Here is a 23,651-nt window from a genome sequence, read left to right as displayed (position 1 = left end):
GCCCATATGAGCAAGGCCGAGACGTCATACATGATCAAAGCAATCAAGGTAACCGGGGGCAATCTAAGCTGGGAGCCCTGGGAAGGACCGGGTGAACCGCCCGCAGACCACGTCGAAATCGAGGTTGTCTGGACAGCCATCAATCGTGCGGATCTCATGCAGCGCGCTGGCGTCTATCCCCCGCCTCCGGGAGCATCCGATATTCTCGGGCTGGAGGTTAGTGGTCGCATCGCTTCGGTCGGATCTGGCGTTACCCATCTCAAACCCGGTGATGAAGTCTGCGCCCTGCTGACCGGCGGCGGTTATGCGACTCGTGTGGTGGTACCCGCGGTGCAGGTTTTGCCCGTTCCCAAAGGAGTGTCGCTGGAGACAGCTGCGGCCATTCCCGAGGTTTTTGCGACCGCCTGGTTGAATCTGTATCACGAAGCAGCCTTGAAACCGGGCGAGCGTGTGCTCCTGCATGCGGGTGCCAGCGGCCTTGGCACCGCGGTAATTCAGCTCGCAACGGCCTTTGGCAATCCGGTCTTTGCGACCGCCGGTGATAAGGCCAAACTGGAGGTTTGTCGCAATCTGGGAGCCAGTGGCGTCTGGAACCGGAACGAAGGCTCCTTCGTTGATGCTGTTACAGCGTGGGGTGGCGTGGATATGGTTCTGGATCCGGTCGGTGGCAATTATATTGCCGAAGATCAGCGGGTTCTGAACGTCGATGGCCGCATTGTGCTCATCGGACTCATGGGGGGGCGTATGGCCGAGGTGGATCTGGGCATCATGCTGATCAAACGCCAGCGCCTGATCGGTTCCACCCTCCGTTCACGCACGGTCGAGGATAAGGGCGAGGTGATGCAGGCGCTCTACCGGCACGTCTGGCCACTGCTCGCAGCCGGCCAGATTGAACCTCTGATCGATAGCACCTGGCCGATAGAAGAGGTGGAAGAGGCGATGGCCTATGTGGCTGAGAACAGGAACACCGGCAAGGTGCTCCTGAAAATCTCGGACTGAATCACACAGACCACACGCGTCTCAGGTATTGCAGTCAGTCTGCAATGTGAACCAGCTGTTTACCGAAGTTCTGGCCTTTGAGCATGCCCTTAAAGGCATCAACGGCGTTGTCCAGCCCTTCGGCAACGGTTTCGCGGTATTTCAGTTCTCCGGAAGCAACCCGTGAGGCCAGGATGTCCGTGATTTCCTGATGCTGGTCCTGCCATTCGGTCACGAGGAAAAAACGATGCTCCGGCGCCGGATCAAGCGCCCCGAGCACGTGGAAGGGAGTTTCCACGCTGGCCATATCTTTTGCATTGTAGGCAGAGACAAAACCGCAGATGGGCACCCGGGCCCCCTCATTCAACAATGGGGCAACGCCGCGCGTAACGGCTCCACCCACGTTTTCAAAGTAGATGTCGATGCCGTCGGGGCAGGCCGCTTTGAGATCCGCTTCCAGGTTCCCCGCCTTGTAGTCGACGCAGGCGTCGAAGCCCAGCTCATTGACCACGAAATCGCACTTCTCAGGCCCACCGGCAACGCCAACCACCCGGCAACCTTCTGTTTTTGCGGTTTGGCCAACCACAGTGCCGACAGGGCCGGAGGCTGCCGAGACAACCACGGTTTCGCCGGCTTTTGGTTTGCCGACGTACATAAGGCCGCAATAACCGGTGCGCCCTGGCATGCCTGCAACGCCAAGGTAGGTTTGAAGGGGCACATTGTCTCGTTGCTGAATTTTGTAGACCATCGGCGCGTCCGCCGGGAAGGTGACGTATTCCTGCCAGCCGGAGTAGCAGGTAACCAGGTCACCGACTTTCAGGTCGTCCGAGCGGGACTCAACAACACGTGCAACACTCTCGCCGACGATAGGCTCATCGATGCCAATGGGGTCCATGTAACCCTTGGCATCGTTCATGCGTGGACGCATGTAGGGGTCCAGTGAAAGCCAGAGCACTTGAGCAACAACTTCTCCCTCGTTAGGGGAACGGACAGGACGCTCTTCCAAAACGAGATCGCCTTGTTGGATTTCGCCCTGTGGGCGTTGTTTGAGCACGACGGCTCGGTTCTTGTATTCGCTCACTTGTTCTCTCCGGTTGCATAATGAAACCAGATTAGGGTGCAGCAGAATGGATTTCCGGTCAACCTCTCATCATGCCGACACAAGACTGGCCCCGGGGTTTCATTCTACGGCTTGATGGCTATAATCGGAGGCCTGCTCAGGACGAGCTTAAAAACCGATTGCTCTTCAAGGAATGAAGATATGCCCCAGGCAAGTGGATTGCAGTTTACCGCCCGTGTTGGCGGACTCCCCTCAGATTTATTTTCAGTGGTTGGCTTTAAACTGACCGAGCGCCTGTCCGAGGTGTTTCAGGGTCACCTTGAGCTGGCCAGCACCGACCCCTCCATTCAGGCTGCAGAGATTCTGGAGCAACCAGTAGATCTCGTTATCTGGCAGGACAGCATGCCTCTTCGGCGGTTTACCGGGGTGGTCAACGAATTCGTCCGAGGCGATGCCGGCCACCGGCGTACCCGCTATGAACTGATTATCCAGCCGCCGCTCTGGCGTCTTGGACTGATGCACAACAGCCGGATTTTCCAAACCCAGGGCACCGACACCATTGTGCGCACTCTCCTGGAAGAGCGCGGCATTATCGATTCGATCTTCGATCTGAAGCGCACGCCGGAGCAACGGGAATACTGTGTTCAGCACCGGGAAAGCGACCTGGCCTTTCTCGAACGCCTCGCGGCTGAAGAGGGTTGGCATTACCGCTATGAACAGGGGAGCGTGGACGGGGACACCCAGTCGGCGCTTATAATCGCCGACCATCATGGCGATGCTCCGAAACTGGAGCCGGCAGCATACAACGCCAAAGCAGGCGGCAGCACCCAGCGCCCGGCGGTGTATCGGTTCCGGTATGAAGAACGGGTGCGGGTGGCCTCTGTGGCAATGAAGGATTACACCTTCAGAAATCCCGCCTATGCCCTGATGCATGAGCATGCTTCTGGCGATCTGAAGCACCGGGAAGACTACCAGCACTACGACTACCCCGGCCGCTTCAAGGCCGACGCCAGTGGCCAGCCTTTTACCGAAGCCAGACTGCAATCCCTTCGCAATGACGCCAGCACCGCCTCCGGCGAGAGCAACCGCCCGGATTTCAGCCCCGGCGCGAAAGTGGAACTGACCGAGCACGATAGTGACAATCTCAATCGGGAGTGGCTGCTAACGTCTATCATCCACACCGGAACGCAGCCCCAGGCTCTGGAAGAGGAAGGCGGCAGCGAACCCACCACGTACCACAACCAGTTCAAGGCCATACCTGCAGATCTGACCTGGTGCCCGCAGACGCCACACCGCCCCCTGATGGACGGCCCACAAATCGCGATTGTCACCGGCCAGGAAGGCGAGGAGATTCACTGCGATGAACATGGGCGGGTAAAAGTCCGGTTCCCGTGGGATCGCTACTCGAAAAATAACGAACACAGCAGCGCCTGGCTGAGAGTCAGCCAGGGTTGGGCCGGCGGCCAGTATGGTTTTATGGCGCTACCGAGGATCGGCCACGAAGTGATTGTCTCCTTCCTGGACGGTGACCCGGACCAGCCGATCATCACCGGCCGAACCCATCACGTGACCAACACGCCACCCTATGGGCTGCCCGAGCACAAAACCCGCACCACCCTGAAAACGAAAACCCACAAGGGCGAGGGCAGTAACGAACTGCGGTTTGAGGACGAGGCCGATCAGGAACAGATCTACGTACACGCCCAGAAAGATCTGGACCTGCTTACCGAGAACAACCGCACGGAGGTGATTCGGAACTACAGTCATCGCACTGTGGAAAACCACGATTTCAGTCATGTGAAAGGCAACGAGCATCGCACAGTCGATGGCGAACAGCGGGAATCCATCGGAGGCGATTGCAGCCAGAACATAGGCGGCACATTCCACCAGAAATCCTCCCAGGGAACATTTAGCGAAGCGGGCACTGAAGTACACCACAAGGCGGGAACCAAAGTGGTGCTGGATGCCGGCGCTGAAATCACCATTTCGGCGGGTGGCAGTTTTTTGAAACTGGACCCAAGCGGCGTGACGCTATCCGGGCCTGGCATCAAGATCAATTCTGGTGGTTCGCCAGGCAGCGGTTCTGGACAGAGCGTGGTGATGGCGCAAATGCCAAGGGTTATTGAGGGTGATCAGCCCCACGAGCCCGAGCAGGAGGCACTGGCGGAAGTTGAACAACGGAAGAACGCTCCGGCCATCAATGTAGAATCCCAAGTTGCGGCACTCAGGAAGGGGAATGCAACCTGCCCGGTTTGTGAGGAGCAAAACTCATGAATCAGGATTCCTGGTCGTTGCGGGAGTCGCCCTTTACCCATGTTCCCTGGCCTGGCCATCAACCTGTTGGGCTTGTCCTGGATGGTGTTGCTATCCCCGAACTCGGTGAGCAAATCTACCAGTGGGCCGGCGGACAAACCATTAATGCAGAGTGCCTGTACGTTGCAACCCGCTGGGAGGCGGTTTCGGACTTGTCCCCCTGGCTTGTATGGCTCAGTGGGCCAGAAGACCCGGTGCTGGAAGGGTTCCTGGAGCAGGGGCCCAGGCAAGAGCAGGGTTACCTGCTGATTTCGGCCACAGACCATGCTAGCTGTGCCTGTTGGATGCGCTCCCACCTGCAGGTAGAAGTGGCGCCGGGCTGTGAAGAACTGGTGCGGATTGCCCATCCGGCACTGGCCGCCACGGTGATCGGGGGCAATTTGCCGCGTTTCCCCACCAGGGCCGTGGACCGGTTGATTGTTCCGGATTGTATCAGCGAGCAGTGGCACCTTGTCGAGCCCCCGGCTGTTCAGTCTGGCGACATAGGTGACCAACCCGAAAAAATGATGGCCTCGCGGGACTTGAAGGGCGCTTTCGATGCCTTCAATCGGCGCAAAGGCGCACTGCACATATGGAACAACCTGCATGAGTCGGTGCGCAACCAGTTGGGTGGTCCTGATTTGAGGGATGCCTACCCGGCACTCGGCAGAATACTGGAAGAGGCCCTTGGCAACGGATGCAACAACTTGCGGGAGGTTATGCAATTCCTGTTCGTAACCTTGCCACCACAAGCCGATAGCAATGCCGTGACGGAAACGGCGCCTCCATTGAATCAAGGATGAACAATGACACGGATACAACGCCCCACTGACGACCGGGCAAGCAACGATCTTTTGTGCTGGGAACAACCAGGCACCCCCATTGATGAACCCGCTTCATGCCCGCTGCTGAGAACCGTGAACCTGCTGCCTATTCGGTACGGCAGGGTAGAAGTTGCGCCCGCCGATACAGACCCGGGGTACCCCTACTCACTGACCTCCCGCCCGCTTGGCTACCGCCTTCTTAGGTATGGCTATCTTTATGTATTGGACGCAGATACCGGGGAGCTCCACGAGTACCTGCATGAAAATGGTGAACTGACGGGCCACAACGGTGGCAAGCTGGAATACCCGAAGCAGCACACCCTCTACGTTTGCTTCGCCGATGTGCCCCTCACCGAACGCAAGAAAGCTCAGATACTTGACAGCCAGGAGGAGCGTGCGCACTTCATGCAGGAAATCGACCTGGCCAGTGCCTCGCCGGTCAGCGGCGGTGAGCACCTGCTGACGCCTGAACAGGCCAAACAATGGGTGGCTGAATTTGGCGAAGACTATACGCCGGATGCCCCCGAAAACGGCCACGCCCAGGAAAGCGAGCCCTATCACTGGGAGAATCAGCCCTATTACCACAAGAGCCGATTTGGCAAGTTGATCAAGCAGCAGGCCGTGGAAGACCCGGACAATTGCCTGTGCCTGGTGCTGAGGGACGACGTGGGCGTGATGCTGGACCTGGCTCAGCAGCAGGATGATGTGGTGGGCTGGATCGGCGACTGGGCGGAAGGTGGTGACGAGCCGGGGCACACCGAGCGGGACTATATGCTGGGTGCTTGGATAGAGTCCATGACACTGATCAACGATCACGCTCTGGAGACGGCTGGCGAAAGACCGGGAGGCGAACCTTTCCAGTCGCTGTACGAGAGTACCGACGATGCACAACGCCAGTCCATCTACGACTACCTGGAGGTGCGAAGGGATTACCGTGGCCCGCAACCGATGGGCCCCGAAACCTACCTGCGCGAGCACCACGGGGATAATCCCCTGGTCCGGGCACAATTGGCCATGATTGATGCCCTGGGGCAGGCGAACTACGATCAGCACCGGGACACCATCAATCAGCTCAACCTGCAGAACTATTACCAGCTTAACGGGGCCAAACTGGGCCAGCGCGGCATCAATGAACTGATCGACCGCCCCCGTATGGATGCCTTCATGGCGGCGCAGCGGGCCAAGCTGGCACGGTGGCAAGGGTTGCTGGCGGACATCACCGATGACCGGGCCACCCTGTTGTGTGATTCCCGCTTCCACCAGGCCGCCTGGTATTTCGACGTGGCGGATGAGAAGCAACTGGAGGCGGCCCTGGACCTGAACTATGCCTGCGTGAAGGATCTTTGCCGCACCGACGAGGCGGCGGAAAAGGTACTGGCCTGGCTGGAGGAGAATCCCCAGTACAGTCACCCCTTGTTCCACACCTTGCCCAAGGCCGCCCAGGCGCCGGATGCAGAGCCATCGACCACCTACTTTGGTATCGCAGGGGCCGGCTACAGCCTGGTGACCAGGGCCGCCGAGTGGGCGCGGCGCCTGGCCGAGGCGGAGGCCGGACACCTGCCGGACCTTGAGTTACGCTCCCATGAAATCCAGGCAAAGGCAGCCGCCATTGGCGACACCCTGGCACCGGCGGTGTCAAAAGGTATCGCCCGGGCTATGGAACAGCTTTACCAAGGCATTGAGGCAAACCGGATACCGCCCCTGGACGACCTGTTCCGGGACCTGCCGTATTTTTTCAAGGGCAAGATGCTCAAGGTCATCCAAGCCGGTGAGGTAGAGTTCCGCGTTGCCTCGGAACCGGAGCTGGCCACCTTCCGCCAGAACCTGGAACAACTGCTGTCGCTGAACGAGCGGCTGGAATCCCTGGCCCACGACCACGACGTGGCCAAGGCCACCCACGGCCACAAATCCGAGCGGGCGCAAAGCATCGTCAACGAGTTCAAGGCCACCCGGGAGGAACAGCGGGCCCTGGGCCGGCGTCTGGCCGGCGCCCTCAGCCCGGTGGAGGAAACCAATACCGGCCTGCGGCTCGAGCCCGCAACCACGGGCAGGGCGGGTATCTCCCTGCTGCTGCCTGCCGCGGGCCAGCAGCAGATGGGCACACTGATGGGGCACCTCCGCCAGGGCCTGACCTCTGCGCCACGGGTGAACCTGCTGGGGGATGGGCTGGGTGTGATGGTGTTTGCGGCGCAGTTGGTGAACTTTTTTCACGCTGTTTCCGAAGTTAAAGCTCAGTCACCAGACGCCAGGAGCTATGGCAAACTTATCGAAAGTCTGTCTGCTACATCCGGCGCCGGTTTCCTGGCCGCCCAAAGCCTGGCGGACACCGCTCTGTCCTCCAGGGCCCAGACCCTGGCAAACTCTTGGCAGCGCAGCGCCGTGCAGTCGGTCCATATCCAGATGGGCCGCTTGCATGTTGGGTTGGGAATATTTGCATACGGCGCGGGTGCTATCAGCGCCGCCATCGGCACCTACAAGCATGCCAGCAACTGGCTGGAAGCCGTACGGACCGGTAATGCGCAGGCGCAATTGGGGGCGACCCTTGGCATGGTGGGCAGCGGCGGGCTGACGGCGACAAATCTATATGGCCTAAACCAGACACGAATAGCTGCGATGGAGGTATGGCGAGCCGCCGACAAGGCAGGTGCCTGGGCCACCGCAGGCACCCGTCTGTCCAGCCTGTTCGTCCGCCTGAACATTGCCGGGCTGGCGTTTACCATGCTCGAGCTGGGGGGCACCTGGCTGTACAACCGCTACAATTTGAGCGAGCGGGATCAGTGGCTGCAGACCACCCCCTGGTCGCGGGAACCCGGCCAGATCCACAACGGATCGCTGGAGGAGTACGAGCAGGCCTTCGCCCAGCTCGGCAACAGCCTGTCCCTGGAGAAGGTCCCGGCGGAAGAGCAAGACGGTAAGGACCAACTGGTGCTGAACTGCCATGCTCTGACGGCGGCGGGGTTGATAGAGCCCCTGGACCAGCCGGCGCCCCGGCGAGTGTGGCTCAGTGCCTGGCGCATCCGGCCAGAACGCTCGGGCTGGTTCCGTGACACCCCGGAAACCTGGGTGCGCTGTTCCCATGATATCCTGACGAGCCTGGCCATCCGGGAAGGGGGCGGGCATCTGCAACTGGCGTTCTCGCCCCCGGACCACAGCAAGAGCGATCCGTATCCCGAAACCCGTGACCTGGCGCTGATGGTCCGGCTGGACACCCACCATTCGGAGGACCGCTACACCCAGGAGGTGTACATGCTCAAGGTAACGCCTGACAGTGACTGGCCGGTGACGCCTGTCCAGGAACCTCCCCAGGATAACGAAGGCAGGACCTTCTGGTACCAGGTACGCAATCCCTTTATGGAACTGGATATCTTCGAATGACACAGGAAACGCCCAAGGCGGATATAGCGAACGCCCCCAGGGCCGGGCGAAGTGACAAGTTCCCCAGCGGAACGGTGACGTACCTGTCACCGTTGCCCCTGCCCACTGGTTTGCCGCCCACGGACCACGGGCACGCAGTGGGTGAGGTGAACGAACGCTATCTGGACTTCGGGGTGGGGTTGCCTTCGGTGTTTGGCTGGCAGGTGACTCTTGGCGGCCCTTTTGGCTTATTCGTTATGGTGGCCATGGTTTTTCCGGCGATTGCCTTTTTAATGCTTTACTGGCTCGGCAATGGTCTGCCCGATGCCATTCATGCTTTTTGGGGAGTGATAGAGATCAGCTTCTGGATTGGCTTTTGGGGAGGGGGAGGTTTAATGCTTTGGTGGCTAGTTGCGTCCGTAATAGAACTCAAGAAAAAATCCCAGGTCATCCCCACCCGCTTCAACCGCCAGCGCCGCGAGGTGTGCTTCGTGCCCAATGGTCACCGGGAGCCCATTTTCGTACCCTGGGAGGAACTGGTGGCCTGGGTGACCGAGGCCCAGGGGGTGACCGAGTACGGTGTACAGCGCCAGTACGGCTTCGGTGTAGGCTTTCTCCACCCACAAACCGGCGAGAAGTACAGCTTGGAATTCCAGACTTACGGTTTGCCCCAGGCCATCAGCAACTGGGAGGCCATCCGGGCCTACATGGAGTACGAAGTCCACACCCTGAAAGAGATCCAGGATCCATTGGAACTTCAGGGCCCGGATGATCCGCCCTGGGAGGGCGTCCATGTTTTCCGCAATGCCCGCAAACGTCTTCATGAGGAATACCGGGAAGGCAAACGGGGAGTGCACTACCTGACCGGCTGGTACCTGTACCACCTGATGACCTTTTGGACCCTGCCCAACCGACTGGTGGAGTGGGAAGTCAGGAAGATCAAACGCATGACCCGAAAAACGCTGCCCAGGGACATGGCGGAGTGGTCTGAACCGTTATCTGAGAGCGAGTGGGCCAAGCCCAGCGAGACCTTCAAGCGCTTAAGCCAGAAGGTTCTTGAGAAGCAAAAGGCCCGTCCGGGGCGGTTGCCCTATGAAGTCTTTGCGGAAGTGTATGCCGAGGAGGACCGTCTGCCGCTGGCATCAACCAATTGATGAAGTAGTAAAGCCATTTCAAGGAGGAAATGATGACAAACATTGTAAACGCAAACCGCACAGGCTTTATGGCGTCATTCAGCTGTCACAAGCCGAGCTTGATCAGCTTGGAAGATCGGAAACCCTAGTCTGCAGTCAATGCCAGACGATGGACGGTCTCTCATGAACTCAAAAAGTACTCAGTTCGAACAGCCTCTACACGCGGGGCGTTCCGAGCCTTTCCCGAGTGGCCGGCTGACTCTTTTATCCCCCAAACCCCTGCCAACCGGCCTGCCGCCGGTGGATCATGGCCATGCGGTGGGGGAAGTGAATGACGGATACCTGGACTTTTTGGGCAGGGGCGACATCGGTGTTCGGTTGGCAAATGACGTTAGGTGGCTCTTTGGGCTTGTTCACACTCTCCCTTCCGTGCTGGCAGGCTTATTCCAAATTAAAGAACGTAACGCCCGCCCGTTTAACCGCCAACGCCGCGAGGTGTGTTTCGTGCCGGAGGGGCAGAAAGAGCCGATCATCGTTCCCCGGGAAATGCGGATCAGCCTCTCTAATAAGGATTTTGATGCCGCGACTGAGTATGGACTTCCCTCATTCATTCACTTGTTGCTGCTTTTTTTGTTGGTACCAGCTTGGTTGTTATTTTCATTCTGGATTATTCCCCCTTCAACCAACTGGATAATGAGCACCGGAATAAGCTTCCTCCTCAAACCCTTCGAAAACACCATTAACAAAAGACTGGATTCCACCCTTGAAGACGGCTGTAGCGAATTCAACCGCGTTGATGGTCAGGTTCGTATTGCCCTGTGTCGGGGGCGTTTTTTCGAGGCGCCTTTCGCGGAGTTTGATGCTTATGTGGAACGTGTTGTCCAGCACGGCGGTATCTTTTACCGGTTGATGCTGGTGCACCGTTACACTCAGAAAACCTTTAACAAAACAGGCTTCAGTACCATTGAGTCGGAAAAGTCAGAAGTGTTGGCGTTGTGGGATATGTTGCAACGCTACATGGATGTGACCCAGCCACTGCCGGATACACCGCGACTAGAGCCCTTCCGTCATCTGGACCCGGTAACAGCTGAGCATGACAGAAAGACCGGGCGGAACCCGAGGTATTGGCGGGACCTGGATCTTGAATCCTGGAAGGACGGGGAAGGCTGGACAGAGGTCCACCAGCGCCAGAGCAGGTTTCCTTGGGGAAGCCGAACCTGCAAGCTTACGCCGCAATTGGGCAAGATCTCGATGGAGGAGTATCGGAAGCTGCGACCGCCCGGTGCGTGGCCAATCTAAAGCCGGGTTGATGAACAAAACCTCAATTGTTGCATAATGCAACGCATGTGGTAGCCTGTTACAAGCGTTAAGCAATACCTCAGGAGGCCACCATGACAACCGCTGTCCGTCTCGACGACACTCTGGTCCGCCACGCCGCCGCAGAGGGCGCGGTTCATCGGCGTTCGACACCCAAGCAGATTGAGTACTGGGCCGAGATAGGCCGTGCCGTTGCCGGGGACGTGAGTGCGGAAGATCTGATTGCTATTCTGCAGGGTATCCGCCAGGTGCGGGTTGAACCGGTGGTGGCTGAGTCTGTTTCCAGTGATGACCTCTGGGCTGAAGTAGATCAGGCCCGGGAAAGCGGTAATCTGGGGCGCTCGATTGCCAGAGGTCGTACGGTGTATCAGGCGTCTGGAGAAAAGCCCGGCTATCTGGAGGCGATTTATCCGGATGGCACTCGGGAAGTCGGTCAGTTTCGCAACGGGCGTTTTGAAGCACTGAGTGACCGTGACAACGCAGCCTGAACTCTGGCTGCTGGTTGGCGGCAACGGTGCCGGCAAGACCACATTCTATGAGCGGTTCCTGGCCCGCCGGAAGATTCCTCTGGTGAATGCCGATAACATCGCCCGCAGTGTGTGGCCTGACGCGCCCGAGAAACACAGTTATGAGGCGGCGCTGATTGCTGAACAGGAACGGTTCCGACTGCTTAAGGAGCGCCAGAGTTTCTGTTTCGAAACTGTCTTTTCTCATTCCTCGAAGGTGGATTTTGTCGGGGCTGCCAAGGCTGCCGGATTTCGCATTCGGCTGTTTTATTTCCACCTCGAATTCGCTGCGTTGAACAAGGCTCGGGTGGCTTCCCGGGTAAGATCCGGCGGCCATCATGTGCCCGAGGCCAAGGTTGAGTCCAGAATTCCAAGGACCCTTGCCAATCTTCGCGAATGTATCGGGCTGGCGGACGAACTGCACCTCGTTGATAACTCCAGTCTCGATCAACCCTACGTGCGCATTGCGGTCTGGGAGGCGGGGCAGTGGCGTACCTGTCAGGAGGTCTTGCCTCAGTGGGCAACCGACCTTATTGATAACTGAAAGACGGCTATGGCCAGCTGTCCGGCACCACGAAAAAGCGGTTGGTTTCCTGCCAGAGGCCGCTGATGGAGTCCTCCTCGAGTTTCGCGAACAGGAGCGGGATGTTGTAGCGCTCGATGGTGTTCAATGCAGCAGTTACTGCATTGGGGGCCGGTGGCTCGCTTTGACGCCACGGGCCGATCCAGTGGGGTTTGTTCAATACCACCCAGCCGGGGAGGTCCGATGTCTCAATCTGTGAGAGATAGCGCCACTGGCCGCGCAGGTGACTGGCTGGCACGGACTCAGGAGCGATCACCTGTGTTCCTGCCGGGTAAAACAGGTACCCCGGCATGAAAATCCGGGGAATGACAGGCTCTGCGATTCCAGCGTCTGCCAGCAACGCCCGGGCCTCGGGCAACGCGGTTCTCTGGCTTTGCATGCGCAGCATCCGGTCTGTTTTCAGATCGAGCCGGTCTTTGGCATTCGGGCCATACCACAGAGTTCTCCCGCTTTGCTCCGGAACTCCCAGATAGTATTTGATGGCAATTTCGTGGTGCTCGATTCGATCTTCTGACCGATTATGCACCACGAAATCCAGCTCGCCCATGGTTCGGCCGTGGGACTGGATTTGTCGATTTTGAAGCAGAACATCCCAGCCCAGAAGGTCTTCCAGTAATACGCGGTAAAGCTGCTCGAAATAGAAGCCGAGCCGCTTCTGGGGTGTCTCTCTGAGCAGCGCAGGCGCTATTTCCGGCTTTTCATCCCAGGCCTGAAGTTGTTCTGTAATACCGTCAGGGAGATAACTGGCCGGCTCAAACGTCAGTGGTGACTGCAGCAGCTGGGGCGCCCGGCATAGCCAGGCAAGGTGCCTGATCGCCGGCGTGGTCAGTTGTCGAGTTGAGTAGGGGGTTGTTTTTGCATCCATATGGCCAGAATACCGTAAACTGTCCGCAAGGCACGATGATCAATACAGTTCTGAAGGAGGCTTCATGCAATATCTTCACACCATGATCCGGGTGAGCAACCTGGACGAGACACTCCATTTCTTTTGCGATCTGCTGGGAATGGTTGAGATCAATCGCAAGAGCAGCGACAAAGGCCGATTCACCCTGGTGTTTCTGGCTGCACCGGAAGACGAAGCCCGTGCCCGTGAAGACCGGGCGCCGATGATCGAGCTCACTTACAACTGGGATCCGGAAGAGTATACCGGCGGGCGTAATTTTGGCCATCTGGCCTACCGGGTGGGTGACATTTATGCCCTTTGTGAGCACCTCAAAGCCAATGGGGTAACGATTAACCGTCCGCCCCGTGACGGCCATATGGCCTTTATCCGCACGCCGGATAACATCTCGATTGAGCTTCTGCAGAAAGGCGAGGCGCTGCCACCGAAGGAACCCTGGGCCAGCATGGAAAACACTGGCACATGGTAAGCCCGCAGGCGGGGCGCCGCAAGGGGCTTGAGCGTGATACAATAACAACCTGAAACATAGCTTTCGCATCAGGACGATGCATTCAGAACATGGAGAAGTTTGATGGACGATTGGCAAGGATGCCTGGATCCCCAGTGCCAGACCGCTTTATTACGAGCCCGGGAAAGTGTTGAACGCCGTGGTGGCTCGGTGATTACCGTTGAAGATTACCTGCTTGCCCTGCTGGACTCCGCACCCGCTATAGCCCGCTTTCTGCGTGGCTGCGGCGTGGATATGGACGAACTCACCCGCACCATTCAGTGCGAACAACCGATCGTGACGGAAGTGGGCGGCGAAGGGCAATTATCTTCCCAATTGATGTACTGGTTCGCGGCGGCCCGGGAAACCAACGATTCGCCATGGCTCGGATGGTCTCAACTGTTGGGGGCGCTGGTTCGCCACGCGGAGCGGCTGCAGGAAAAAGCCTATGTGGCGGTTTTTGAGTTGGTCCCACGCTGGCCCGATTCGTCCGGGGAGCGGGAGCCGGCGCCGATTGATAACTTCCAGAGAGCGCCCGTGGTAGTGACGGATTCCGCATGGGTTGAGCTGGCTGAGGATGTCGCGATCGGTCTGGCGGCGTCGCCGTCAGCCATGATCTGGGTCCGTGGCGAGCGTGGAGCGGGCAAGACCGCCTGGCTGCAATCGCTGCTTCCGGTACTGGAGCAGGATTACGTTGAGTTGGATCTCAGGCGTGAAGCGGAGATCATGGCCAGTGATCTTCCGGTTCTTCCGGCGCTTTCATCGGAGGGCGGTCCGGGAGAGGAAGGGCCACGCTGGCCGGTACTGGTACTGGACAATATCTCGCCAGCGGACCTGATTGCGCTGATGGATCTTCCTGATGGGCTGGCGTCAGCGCTGGTACTTCAATGGGCAGGTCCAATACTTCTGCTGGGGCCTGAAGAGCCTCGCGAAAGCAGTGCCGCCCTGGCGCTGCAGCATCGTCTGGGCCGCACCCTCGACACCTTTGATATGCCGGTTTCAAGCGTGGTTCAGCGTCAGGCCATTCTGACAGCCCACCAGGCCGCCATCGAGAAGCAGTGGAATGTGCAGGTGCCTCGGTCGGCGATCCGGTTTGCTGCTTCTCGCCGGAGCCGGTGCGTGAGCACGCCGGGCGGAATGCTGCAGTGGCTGGAACGGGCGGCCGCCCGGCTGAACCTCGTTGCCCGCAGAGGCCCGGCCGAGGCGGTGGCCCTGGCTGGACAGGCTGATACTCTGAGGCGTCAGTCCCTGGTTGCCTTGGCGCGGAAAGAGCCGCTCGACGACATCGAGGCTTCGCTGGGTGAAATTCAGCTCTATCGCGTGGCCGCAGAGGTTGCCTGGCATGAACGCAAGGCAGCCGGCAAGCTCCGGCAGCTATGCACTGAAGATTTGCGTCAGGAACTGGAACGCTGGGTTGCAGCGCGGCCCGGGCCGGTTCACTATGTGCGGCATTGCAATAATCAGGATGGAGATTCAGCGGGTGCAGGATCTGGAAATTTACATTCGTGATCTGGAGCCGGGGGCGGTTTCCGGGTGGCTTGAGAACCACCTTGAAGAACTGGAACTGGATGACGTTGAGGTAACAGGCGTGATCAAGGGCTTTGCCCGCTTCGAGGGCGAGAGACTGCGGATATCGCTTTATCCGGGGGCATTTGGCAAACGTTTCACCTCAGTGGTCATCGAGGGGCCAAGGGTGCCCTGGAACAGTGACCTTGACTGCGCGCGCAGTGCCTGGCGTGCCATGGATACCGAGATTCGCTGCAGTCCGGGAGACTGGAAAGAGGGCGAGCCGGTAGAGGATGAGAAATGGTGGCGTCTGGACCACCGGGGCGAGCAACAGGTCGTCTGGAACTGAAAGAGGCAGCCCTTGGGCTGCCTCTTTGTTTTCAGTGGGCGATTCAATCGCTCAGGATGGATACGTTGTCGGCCTGAAGGCCTTTGTCTGCCTCCACAACATTGAAGCGGACCAGTTGACCCTGTCGCAGGACCCGGCGCCCACGGCCACGAATCGCCCGGAAGTGAACAAATACCTCGTCACCGCTGTCACGCACGATAAAGCCGAAGCCTTTCTTGACGTTGAACCACTTTACGGTGCCTTCTTCATCACCCTCAGGGCTGCTTTCGTCATAGCCATCATCATCGTCATCATTGTGGTTCTGGCTGGGGGCACGGTTGCTCGGCCGGGATGGGCTTTGCTGTTCGGCCGGTTTCTTGACTGAAAGCGCAATGGCCAGGAAGCCCGCAATGCCGAAAACGATCAGCGTAATAATGTAGGCTGCGATGCCACGAGTGCTACCGAGGGCCTCAATAAGCTGACCTGCAGCGATCAGGCGAAGAGGCTCTGGTGTAAAAGACAGCAACAGGGCAAGCACCAGCGGTGCGGGGATGGCGATCAGGAGAGAAAAAAGGATCGCTTTGGATGGATTACGCATTGACTGAAATTTCTCCATTCTTGTAACGCTAACGATAAAAACCGGATATCGGGTAAAATCGCACATCCGGCCGGTGAAAACCGACAGTACCCCGAAAAACGGGAGTGCTGGCGGGCAAAAGCGGCATGATACCAGATTATCCCGAGCGCTGACCAAGCAACGGAATAAGCAGTGTCATCAATCACATTCTAGAGAGAACTACCCAGGGGAGTACCAATACCCGATGAGCCAGAACGATCTGGAAACCCGACTGGACGAGCTGGAAACGCGGCTGGCCTTTCAGGACGACGTTATCAATACCCTGAGCGAACAGGTTGCCAAGCAGGAAATGGATATCCGTGAGTTGTGGGAGGCCAAGCGGCTGCTGCACAAACAGTTGAAAGATGTTTCACCGTCCAATATCAAGTCAGAGCAGGACGAAACACCTCCCCCTCATTATTGAAAGTGGCGCATTAAAAAGGGATCAGATGAAGGTTTCATCTGATCCCTTTTCGTTGGATTCCGGCTCCTGCTTTTATGCCAGCAGTTCGATCAGAATCTGTTCGTAGATTTCAGACAGGGTATTCAAATCTTCGGCCTTTACGCACTCATCCACTTTGTGAATCGTCGCATTGATGGGGCCAAGTTCGACCACCTGCGCGCCGGTAGGTGCAATGAAGCGACCATCCGAGGTGCCGCCGGAGGTTGAAAGTTCGGTTTCCCGGCCTGTCACCGTGCGAATGGCGCTCTGGCTGGCAGACACGAGTGCGCCCTTGTCCGTCAGGAACGGACGGCCACTGAGGTGCCACTGCAGATCGTATTTCAGGTTGTGGCGGTCCAGGATGGCTACCACCCGTTCCTCCAGACTTTCTGCAGTGTTTTCCGTGCAGTAGCGGAAGTTGAAGTGCACCAGGCATTCACCGGGAATAATGTTGCTGCCCGTACCGGCCTCCAGCTTAGTAATCTGGAAGGTGGTTGGCGGGAAAAAGTCGTTGCCGTTATCCCAGAATTCCTTTGCAAGCGCATCCAGGGCAGGCGCAACCAGGTGAACCGGGTTCTCGGCCAGGTGCGGATAGGCTACGTGGCCCTGAACCCCATGCACGGTCAGGTAACCATGCAGAGAGCCCCGTCGACCATTCTTGATCACATCACCCACTTCTCGGGTGCTGGACGGCTCGCCAATCAGACACCAGTCGATCTTTTCGTTCCTGGCTTCGAGAGTTTCCACCACTTTGACCGTACCGTGTTGGGCTGGCCCCTCTTCGTCACTGGTAATCAGCAGGGCTATGGAACCCCGATGGTCCGGGTAGCTTGCAACGAAGCGCTCGCATGCGGTTACGAAGGCTGCCAGGCTGCCCTTCATGTCCGCGGCGCCACGGCCGAGGAGGTAGCCATCCCTGATCACGGGATCAAAGGGTGGGTGCGACCAGTTCTTTTCCGGCCCGGTTGGTACCACATCGGTATGGCCGGCAAAGGCCAGCACCGGCCCCTCGGAGCCCTTTCGGGCCCAGAGGTTATCGGTATCGCCAAAGCGCAGGTTCTCGCCGGTGAAGCCCAGAGGCGCAAGGCGCGACATCATCAGTTCCTGACAGCCGGCATCGTCTGGCGTGACAGACTGCCGGCGGATCAGATCAACGGCAAGTTCGAGGGTCGGGGAATCAGTTGTTTGCATGCAGCTCTTCATTCAGCTCGATGGCAGACTTGTTGGTTTTGCACTCCACCGCGCCAGTCTGGCTGTTACGGCGGAAAAGCAGGTCTGTCTGGTTGGCCAGATCGCGGGCCTTGATCACCTCAACCAGCTCGTTGTTGTCGTCGAGCAGCGCAACCTTGGTGCCGGCTGTGATGTACAGCCCGGCCTCGACCTTGCAACGGTCGCCCAGCGGGATGCCGATACCGGCGTTGGCGCCGATCAGGCAGTTCTCGCCAACGGCAATGATGATGTTGCCTCCACCGGAAAGGGTGCCCATGGTGGAGCATCCACCGCCCAGATCAGACCCCTTGCCAACCATGACGCCGGCGGAAATACGGCCCTCGATCATGCTGGTGCCCTCGGTGCCGGCGTTGAAGTTGATAAACCCTTCGTGCATGACCGTGGTGCCTTCACCCACATAGGCGCCAAGGCGAACCCGGGCGGTATCGGCAATGCGGACACCTTTCGGTACCACGTAATCGGTCATCTGCGGGAATTTATCCACGGATTTGACTTCCAGTGTGCGGCCTTCCAGGCGAGCCTGAAGCTGGCGGTCGGACAGTTCGTTCAGATCGATCGCGCCTTCGCTGGTCCATGCCAGATTCGGCAGCAGGCCAAAAATGCCGTCCAGCTTCAATCCGTGAGGTTTGGCCATGCGATGAGAAATCAGGTGAAGCTTGAGGTAAACCTCCGGGGTGCTGGACGCGGTGTCATCTGTTTCGAGTACTGTGACAACCACCGGGCGCTTGCTGGCGGCTGCTTTGTCCGCCAGTGATGCCTGGCCTGTCTGGCCGATCTGACGCAAGGCGTTGGCGAGCTGGCTGAGCTGCTCGGCGGTCGCGCTGATCGCCTGGTTACCACCCTTGTAATCAAGGGCGTTGGAGATGACGTCCATCAGGGTGTTATCGGGTGTCATGACCGGCTGCTGGTAAAACACTTCCAGCCACTCGCCCTGGTTGTTCTGGGTGCCGATACCGATACCGAATGCAAAGCTCATCTGATGGTTGCTCCTGTTATGAATGTGGGGCCAGGGCAATGCCTGAAGACCCCTGAAATTAAAGTTTGGATCTGGTTTGCCCGAGATTCAGGCCAGCCATGCGGACCATTCGTCTGCACTGAAACCTACGCGCACATCACCGCCGTTTTCGACAACGGGACGCTTAATAATGGATGGGTTCTCCAGCATGATCTCGTGAGCGCTTTGGGCGTCAATGGTATCACGAACGTCCTCCGGAAGTTTGCGCCAGGTGGTGCCACGGCGGTTCAGCAGGGTTTCCCATCCGACCGCGTGTTCCCAGCGGAACAGCAAATCACTCTGCAGGCCATCCTTCTTGAAGTCGTGGAATTCGTAGTCGATACCTTGTTCGTCCAGCCACTTCCGGGCCTTCTTTACGGTGTCGCAGTTTTTGATGCCGTACAGTTTCATGGCTTGTTCGCCTTAACAAATTCAACAATGCGTTCCGCTGCCTCTACGCACTCTTCCAGCGGGGCGACCAGGGCCATCCGGACACGGTTTTCTCCGGGATTATGGCCATCCACGGTTCGGGAAAGATATCGCCCAGGCAACACGTGCACGTTCTGTTGTGCCGAGAGCTCCCGGGCAAACGTTTCATCGTCCATCGGAGTTATCGGCCACAGGTAAAACCCGGCATCCGGAAAATCAACATCCATAACTTCCCGGAGGATGGGGACCACTGCCTCAAATTTGGCGCGGTACGCTGCACGATTCTCCCGAACGTGGTCTTCGTCGCTCCAGGCGGCGATGCTCGCCAGCTGATTGTGGATGGGCATGGCGCAGCCGTGATAGGTGCGGTACTTCAGGTAGCCGTCAAGAATGCTGGCATCCCCGGCTACGAAACCCGATCGCAGGCCGGGCAGGTTGCTGCGTTTGGACAGGCTGTGGAACACCACGCAGCGGGCGTAGTCATCCCGGCCAATGGCGGCGCAGGTTTGCAGGAGGCCTTCCGGCGCGTTGCCTTCCTCCGGATAGAGTTCGGAGTAGCATTCGTCGGAAGCAACGATAAAGTCGTGTTTGTCGGCCAGGGCTATCACCCTGGTCAGCGCCTCCCGGGAGATAACAGCACCACTGGGATTGCCCGGGGAGCACAGAAACAGTATCTGGCATTCTTGCCAGATGGATTCGGGCACTGAATCAAAATCGGGAATGAAGCCATTTGAGCCATCGCAGGGGAGGTATACGGGCGTCGCGCCTGCAAGGAGGGCGGCTCCCTCGTAAACCTGATAAAACGGATTGGGGCTGACTACGGTGGCAGGCTTGGTGGCATCCACGACAGCCTGAACCAGGGAAAAGATGGCTTCACGTGTGCCGTTTACCGGCACGATGTTGTTCGCCGCGCTGAGGCTGCCGGCCTTCAGATTGAATCGGCGGGTTGCCCAGCCACTGATGGCCTCGCGGAGTTCATCCGTACCCCGGGTGGTGGGGTAATTGGCAAGCTTGTCCAGATTGTTCGCAATGACCTGTTTGACGAAATCGGGCGACGGGTGCTTCGGCTCTCCAATCCCCAGGGAAATCGGCCGGAGATGATCGGGCACGCTGATGCCTGCCTTTAGTTTGGCAAGCTTTTCAAAAGGGTAGGGGTGAAGTCTGTCGAGGTTCGGATTCATTGAATGTCGTCCAGCATTTTACAGAGATCTTGCTGCAGGGCCTGGCATACCGCCGGCTCCCGGATGGGCTCGCCGTGTTCGTCCGTCACGAAGAAAACGTCCTCCACGCGCTCGCCCAGGGTGGCAATCTTGGCGTTGCTCAGGCGTACCCGGTGCTCCAGCAGCACCTGGCCGATGCGGGCCAGAAGCCCCGGGCGGTCGGGCGTGATCACTTCCATTACGGTGCGCTGGTTGATGGTGTCATTCGAGAACGTCACTTCCGTCGGGAAAGCGAAATGCTTGAGCTGGCGTGGCGTGCGCCGGTGGATGATGTCCGGATAGTCATCCGGGTCGTCCAGTTCTTCGATCAGGCGCAAACGCACCCGTTCTTTTCTCGCAGGGTCGATGCCCAGAGGCTGTCCCTTCTCATCAAGTACCACATAGGAACTGATCGAGTAGGGCCCCTCGCTTGAGCTGATGCGCGCGTCCACGATGTTCAGGTTCAGCTGTTCGAGGACCGCCGTTGTCGCAGCGAACAGGGCAACCCGGTCCTTCATGTAGATAATGATCTGGGAGTAGCCGTCCGTCGGGCCGCCCCGCGTGTCTCGAATCAGCACCAGCGGGTCCGTATTGTCGCCGTGTCTGATGATGGCAGCAGTCTGCCAGGCGATGTCCACGGTCGAGTCCTGGAGGAAATAGTCTTCGTCCACGGTGTCCCAGATGGCGTCGATCTGTTCATCGGTCATGTTCTGGGCATGCAGGATTTCCCGGGCTTCCGACTGGGTAGCGCGAACCCATTCCTGTCGGTCGATGGGCGTTTCAGTGCCCCGACGCAAAGCCCGTTTGGCCTCGATATAGAGTTGGCGCAACAGCGAGGCCCGCCACGTGTTCCATAGCTTGGGATTGGTAGCGCTGATGTCGCATACGGTTAGAACGTACAGGTAATCCAGGTGCGCCTGGCTCGGCACTGCCCTGGCAAACCCGTGGATAATGTCCGGGTCGGAGATGTCTTTGCGCTGGGCTGTCATGGACATCAGCAGGTGGTTTTCCACCAGCCAGGAAATCAGCTGGGTGTCCCGTTCGCTCAGGTGATGCCGCTGGCAGAAGGCTTCGGCATCGATGGCACCCAGTTCCGAGTGATCGCCACCCCGGCCTTTGGCCACATCATGGTAAATGCCGGCAATATAGAGGGTTTCCAGTTTCGGCAGCCGGTGAATCAGGCGGGATGCCAGCGGATACTCGGTTCGGGCTTCCGCGCTGCCAAGCCTTACCATGTTGCGGATGACCCGCATGGTGTGGGCATCCACGGTGTAAATGTGGAAAAGGTCGTGCTGCATCTGGCCAATGATCTGGCCAAACTCCGGGAGATAGCGCCCGAGCACGTTGTACTTCTTCATGGCAGACAGCGTCTGATCCAGGGCATGGGGCGTTCTGAGCAGCTCCATGAACAGGGTAGTCACTGCCAGATCAGATCGGAACGCATCATCGATCAAATGCCGGTGGGCCCGAAGCGAGCGGATCGTCGTGGCCCGGATGCCCTTTATCTCAGGGTGCTGAGCCATCAGAACGAAGATTTCCATGATGGCATAGGGCGCGTAGGCGAAGACCTGGTTGTTGACCGCTTCAATATAGTAGTTACGAATCTGGAAACGCTTGTTGATGGGCTGGATGGCGTCTTCCGATGGGCTACCCAGAATCGCTTCGTCGTAATACTGCAGAATCACATCCGCAAGTTCGGCGAGGGCCAGGACGGTGCGATAGTAGGCCTGCATCATCAATTCGACGCCCAGCCGCTTACCTTCGTCTCTATAGCCGAGCATCTGGGCCAGGGCCCGCTGATGATCGAACAGCAGCCGGTTTTCATTCCGGTCAGCGAGCAGCTGCAGGCCGTATCGCAGTTGCCAGAGGAAGGTTTCACCCTGGAACAGAATCTGATGCTCTTCCTCGGTAAGAATGCTGAAGCGGGTCAGGTCAGCGATGTTCTGCAGTCCGAAATGTCGCTTGGTAATCCACCCGATCGTCTGTATGTCCCGCAAGGCGCCCGGGGAACCCTTCACGTTTGGTTCGAGGTTGTATTCGGTATCGCCGTATTTCTGATGCCGTTGCTGCTGCTCCTCACGCTTCGCAATAAAGTAGTCGCGGTCGGTGCTGACATCATCGGAATAGACTTGCTCGCTCAGATCTGACCGGAGTTCATCCGGGCCGGCAATCGTGCGCGTTTCCAGAAGGTTGGTCAGTATGGTGATGTCTTCGCGGGCGGCTGTCTTGCTTTCCTCGATGCTGCGAACACTGTGGCCGATATCCAGCCTGAGATCCCACAGCAGGGTAACAAACGCGCCCAAGTCTTCGTGCCAGCTGTCTTCGATGCCGGCACGGGTGAGAATGAGCAGGTCGATGTCCGAATGCGGGTGCAGCTCACCCCGTCCATAGCCGCCGACGGCGATCAGGGCAATGTCCGGTGAATCGGAAAACGGGTAGCGGTTCCAGATCAATCTGAGAACTGTATCGACCGTGTCAGCCCGGGAGCGGACAAGGGCGCGCACATCGGCGCCTTGTCGAAAGGCCTCGGCATCGGCGTCAAACCTGCCCTTTAACAGCTCCCGGGCCGCCGTAACCGGAGATGGGTCATTACTGATGCGGGATTCCAGCTCGCTTTGGTCCACTTAGAAGGACTCTTCCTTTCGCTTGGTCAAGACCTCATGACCGTCCGCCGTCACAAGGATGGTGTGCTCCCATTGTGCAGAGAGCTTGTGGTCCTTGGTCACGACGGTCCAGCCATCCGGCAGAAGCTTGGTCTGGTACTTGCCCTGGTTGATCATCGGCTCAATGGTAAACGTCATACCTTCCTGCAGCTCCAGACCGGTGCCGGGTTTGCCGTAATGCATTACCTGAGGCTCCTCGTGGAATACTGCGCCGATGCCATGGCCACAGTAATCTCGAACCACGGAATAGCGGTGTTTCTCGGCGTGCTGCTGAATCACATGCCCGATATCCCCCAGACGGGTTCCCGGCTTGACCAGCTCAATGCCTTTATAGAGGCACTCCTGTGTTATCTGGATCAGCCGCTCGGTGCCAGGTTTCGGCTTGCCGACAATCCACATCTTGCTGGTGTCGCCGTGGTAGCCATCCTTTATTACGGTGACATCGATATTAAGGATGTCTCCATCTTTGAGGATTTTCTTCTCAGACGGGATGCCATGGCAGATAACGTGGTTGACCGACGTGCAGATGGACTTCGGAAACCCCTTGTAGTTGAGTGGTGCCGGAATGCACTTTTGCTCTTTGACAATATAGTCGTGGCAAATCCGGTCGAGCTCTTCGGTGGAAACGCCGGGCTTGACGTGATCGCCGATCATCTCGAGAACTTCGGCCGCCAGGCGGCCAGCGACGCGCATCTTTTCAATTTCTTCCGGTGTCTTGATCGATACCTGCATTGGGTTTCCCGTTGTTTGTGCCAAACCGGCATTTTAAGGGGCCTGCTGCCCGGGTACAAGGAAGCTCGCCGTCAAAA

Annotated in this window: 21 protein-coding genes; 12 read left to right on the top strand and 9 right to left on the bottom strand. The window is 58.3% G+C overall.

What is annotated here, in order from left to right:
• The first annotated feature begins 33 nt into the window (after window positions 1–33).
• On the top strand, window positions 34–999 hold the full coding sequence (locus tag AC13DD_RS12640) for an NAD(P)H-quinone oxidoreductase (RefSeq protein WP_405421152.1): 966 nt from the start codon (window positions 34–36) through the stop codon (window positions 997–999).
• 34 nt (window positions 1,000–1,033) lie between these two features.
• Here the strand turns inward: AC13DD_RS12640 and AC13DD_RS12635 are convergent, their stop codons facing one another.
• Window positions 1,034–2,059, bottom strand: a complete 1,026-nt coding sequence (locus AC13DD_RS12635; protein WP_273096167.1) for an NADP-dependent oxidoreductase — start codon at window positions 2,057–2,059, stop codon at window positions 1,034–1,036.
• Between the two features lie 180 nt (window positions 2,060–2,239).
• On the opposite strand from AC13DD_RS12635, the gene AC13DD_RS12630 reads away from it, so the two are divergent.
• The 7 genes from AC13DD_RS12630 (at window position 2,240) to AC13DD_RS12600 (ending at window position 12,008) form a co-directional block, all read left to right on the top strand.
• On the top strand, window positions 2,240–4,312 hold the full coding sequence (locus AC13DD_RS12630) for a type VI secretion system Vgr family protein (protein WP_008170423.1): 2,073 nt from the start codon (window positions 2,240–2,242) through the stop codon (window positions 4,310–4,312).
• The gene (locus tag AC13DD_RS12625; protein ID WP_008170421.1) at window positions 4,309–5,133 is read left to right on the top strand and encodes a DUF4123 domain-containing protein; all 825 of its coding nucleotides are present in this window, start codon (window positions 4,309–4,311) and stop codon (window positions 5,131–5,133) included. The genes AC13DD_RS12630 and AC13DD_RS12625 overlap by 4 nt, the downstream gene beginning before the upstream one ends.
• 3 nt (window positions 5,134–5,136) lie before the next feature.
• Complete coding sequence (locus AC13DD_RS12620; protein WP_008170419.1) at window positions 5,137–8,529, top strand: toxin VasX; 3,393 nt, start codon at window positions 5,137–5,139, stop codon at window positions 8,527–8,529.
• Window positions 8,526–9,662 (top strand): hypothetical protein, encoded by a 1,137-nt coding sequence (locus AC13DD_RS12615; RefSeq protein ID WP_008170416.1) that lies wholly within the window; start codon window positions 8,526–8,528, stop codon window positions 9,660–9,662. Before AC13DD_RS12620 ends, AC13DD_RS12615 begins: the two co-directional genes overlap by 4 nt.
• Window positions 9,663–9,941: 279 nt before the next feature.
• Window positions 9,942–10,940 carry a hypothetical protein gene (locus AC13DD_RS12610; protein ID WP_141201820.1) on the top strand — a complete coding sequence of 333 codons (999 nt, stop codon included), beginning with the start codon at window positions 9,942–9,944 and terminating at the stop codon, window positions 10,938–10,940.
• 92 nt (window positions 10,941–11,032) lie between these two features.
• Window positions 11,033–11,446, top strand: a complete 414-nt coding sequence (locus tag AC13DD_RS12605) for a TA system antitoxin ParD family protein (protein WP_008170411.1) — start codon at window positions 11,033–11,035, stop codon at window positions 11,444–11,446.
• On the top strand, window positions 11,430–12,008 hold the full coding sequence (locus AC13DD_RS12600) for an ATPase (RefSeq protein ID WP_008170409.1): 579 nt from the start codon (window positions 11,430–11,432) through the stop codon (window positions 12,006–12,008). Before AC13DD_RS12605 ends, AC13DD_RS12600 begins: the two co-directional genes overlap by 17 nt.
• 7 nt (window positions 12,009–12,015) lie before the next feature.
• Here AC13DD_RS12600 and AC13DD_RS12595 read toward each other — a convergent pair whose 3' ends face one another.
• Window positions 12,016–12,912 carry a DUF1853 family protein gene (locus tag AC13DD_RS12595; protein ID WP_008170407.1) on the bottom strand — a complete coding sequence of 299 codons (897 nt, stop codon included), beginning with the start codon at window positions 12,910–12,912 and terminating at the stop codon, window positions 12,016–12,018.
• 64 nt (window positions 12,913–12,976) lie between these two features.
• Between AC13DD_RS12595 and AC13DD_RS12590 the strand changes: the two genes are divergently transcribed.
• From AC13DD_RS12590 to AC13DD_RS12580, 3 genes are all read left to right on the top strand, one after another.
• Window positions 12,977–13,417, top strand: a complete 441-nt coding sequence (locus AC13DD_RS12590) for a VOC family protein (protein ID WP_008170405.1) — start codon at window positions 12,977–12,979, stop codon at window positions 13,415–13,417.
• A 102-nt stretch (window positions 13,418–13,519) separates the two neighbouring features.
• Window positions 13,520–14,944, top strand: a complete 1,425-nt coding sequence (locus AC13DD_RS12585) for a hypothetical protein (protein ID WP_273070268.1) — start codon at window positions 13,520–13,522, stop codon at window positions 14,942–14,944.
• Window positions 14,916–15,290, top strand: a complete 375-nt coding sequence (locus AC13DD_RS12580; protein WP_008170400.1) for a hypothetical protein — start codon at window positions 14,916–14,918, stop codon at window positions 15,288–15,290. Before AC13DD_RS12585 ends, AC13DD_RS12580 begins: the two co-directional genes overlap by 29 nt.
• A 43-nt stretch (window positions 15,291–15,333) precedes the next feature.
• On the opposite strand, the gene AC13DD_RS12575 is transcribed toward AC13DD_RS12580, so the two are convergent.
• The gene (locus tag AC13DD_RS12575) at window positions 15,334–15,867 is read right to left on the bottom strand and encodes a cold-shock protein (RefSeq protein WP_008170398.1); all 534 of its coding nucleotides are present in this window, start codon (window positions 15,865–15,867) and stop codon (window positions 15,334–15,336) included.
• 223 nt (window positions 15,868–16,090) lie between these two features.
• Between AC13DD_RS12575 and AC13DD_RS12570 the strand changes: the two genes are divergently transcribed.
• Complete coding sequence (locus AC13DD_RS12570) at window positions 16,091–16,309, top strand: SlyX family protein (RefSeq protein ID WP_008170396.1); 219 nt, start codon at window positions 16,091–16,093, stop codon at window positions 16,307–16,309.
• A 72-nt stretch (window positions 16,310–16,381) separates the two neighbouring features.
• Here AC13DD_RS12570 and dapE read toward each other — a convergent pair whose 3' ends face one another.
• The 6 genes from dapE to map all read right to left on the bottom strand — a co-directional run bounded on the left by dapE (window position 16,382) and on the right by map (window position 23,574).
• Window positions 16,382–17,518: a succinyl-diaminopimelate desuccinylase gene (dapE, locus tag AC13DD_RS12565; protein WP_008170394.1), complete on the bottom strand. Its 1,137-nt coding sequence runs from the start codon at window positions 17,516–17,518 to the stop codon at window positions 16,382–16,384.
• Window positions 17,505–18,533: a 2,3,4,5-tetrahydropyridine-2,6-dicarboxylate N-succinyltransferase gene (gene dapD / locus AC13DD_RS12560; RefSeq protein ID WP_008170392.1), complete on the bottom strand. Its 1,029-nt coding sequence runs from the start codon at window positions 18,531–18,533 to the stop codon at window positions 17,505–17,507. The genes dapE and dapD overlap by 14 nt, the downstream gene beginning before the upstream one ends.
• 87 nt (window positions 18,534–18,620) lie before the next feature.
• Entirely contained in the window at window positions 18,621–18,962 is a 342-nt protein-coding gene (locus tag AC13DD_RS12555) for an ArsC family reductase (RefSeq protein ID WP_008170391.1), read from the bottom strand.
• Window positions 18,959–20,161: a succinyldiaminopimelate transaminase gene (dapC, locus tag AC13DD_RS12550; protein ID WP_008170389.1), complete on the bottom strand. Its 1,203-nt coding sequence runs from the start codon at window positions 20,159–20,161 to the stop codon at window positions 18,959–18,961. The genes AC13DD_RS12555 and dapC overlap by 4 nt, the downstream gene beginning before the upstream one ends.
• Window positions 20,158–22,803, bottom strand: a complete 2,646-nt coding sequence (locus tag AC13DD_RS12545; protein ID WP_482931244.1) for a [protein-PII] uridylyltransferase — start codon at window positions 22,801–22,803, stop codon at window positions 20,158–20,160. Before AC13DD_RS12545 ends, dapC begins: the two co-directional genes overlap by 4 nt.
• Window positions 22,804–23,574 carry a type I methionyl aminopeptidase gene (gene map, locus AC13DD_RS12540; RefSeq protein ID WP_482931243.1) on the bottom strand — a complete coding sequence of 257 codons (771 nt, stop codon included), beginning with the start codon at window positions 23,572–23,574 and terminating at the stop codon, window positions 22,804–22,806.
• Window positions 23,575–23,651 lie beyond the last annotated feature (77 nt).

The organism is Marinobacter sp. L-13 (genome assembly GCF_056857715.1).
Note: the sequence above shows the minus strand (reverse complement) of the source record. Positions and strands in the feature narration are given on the sequence as shown.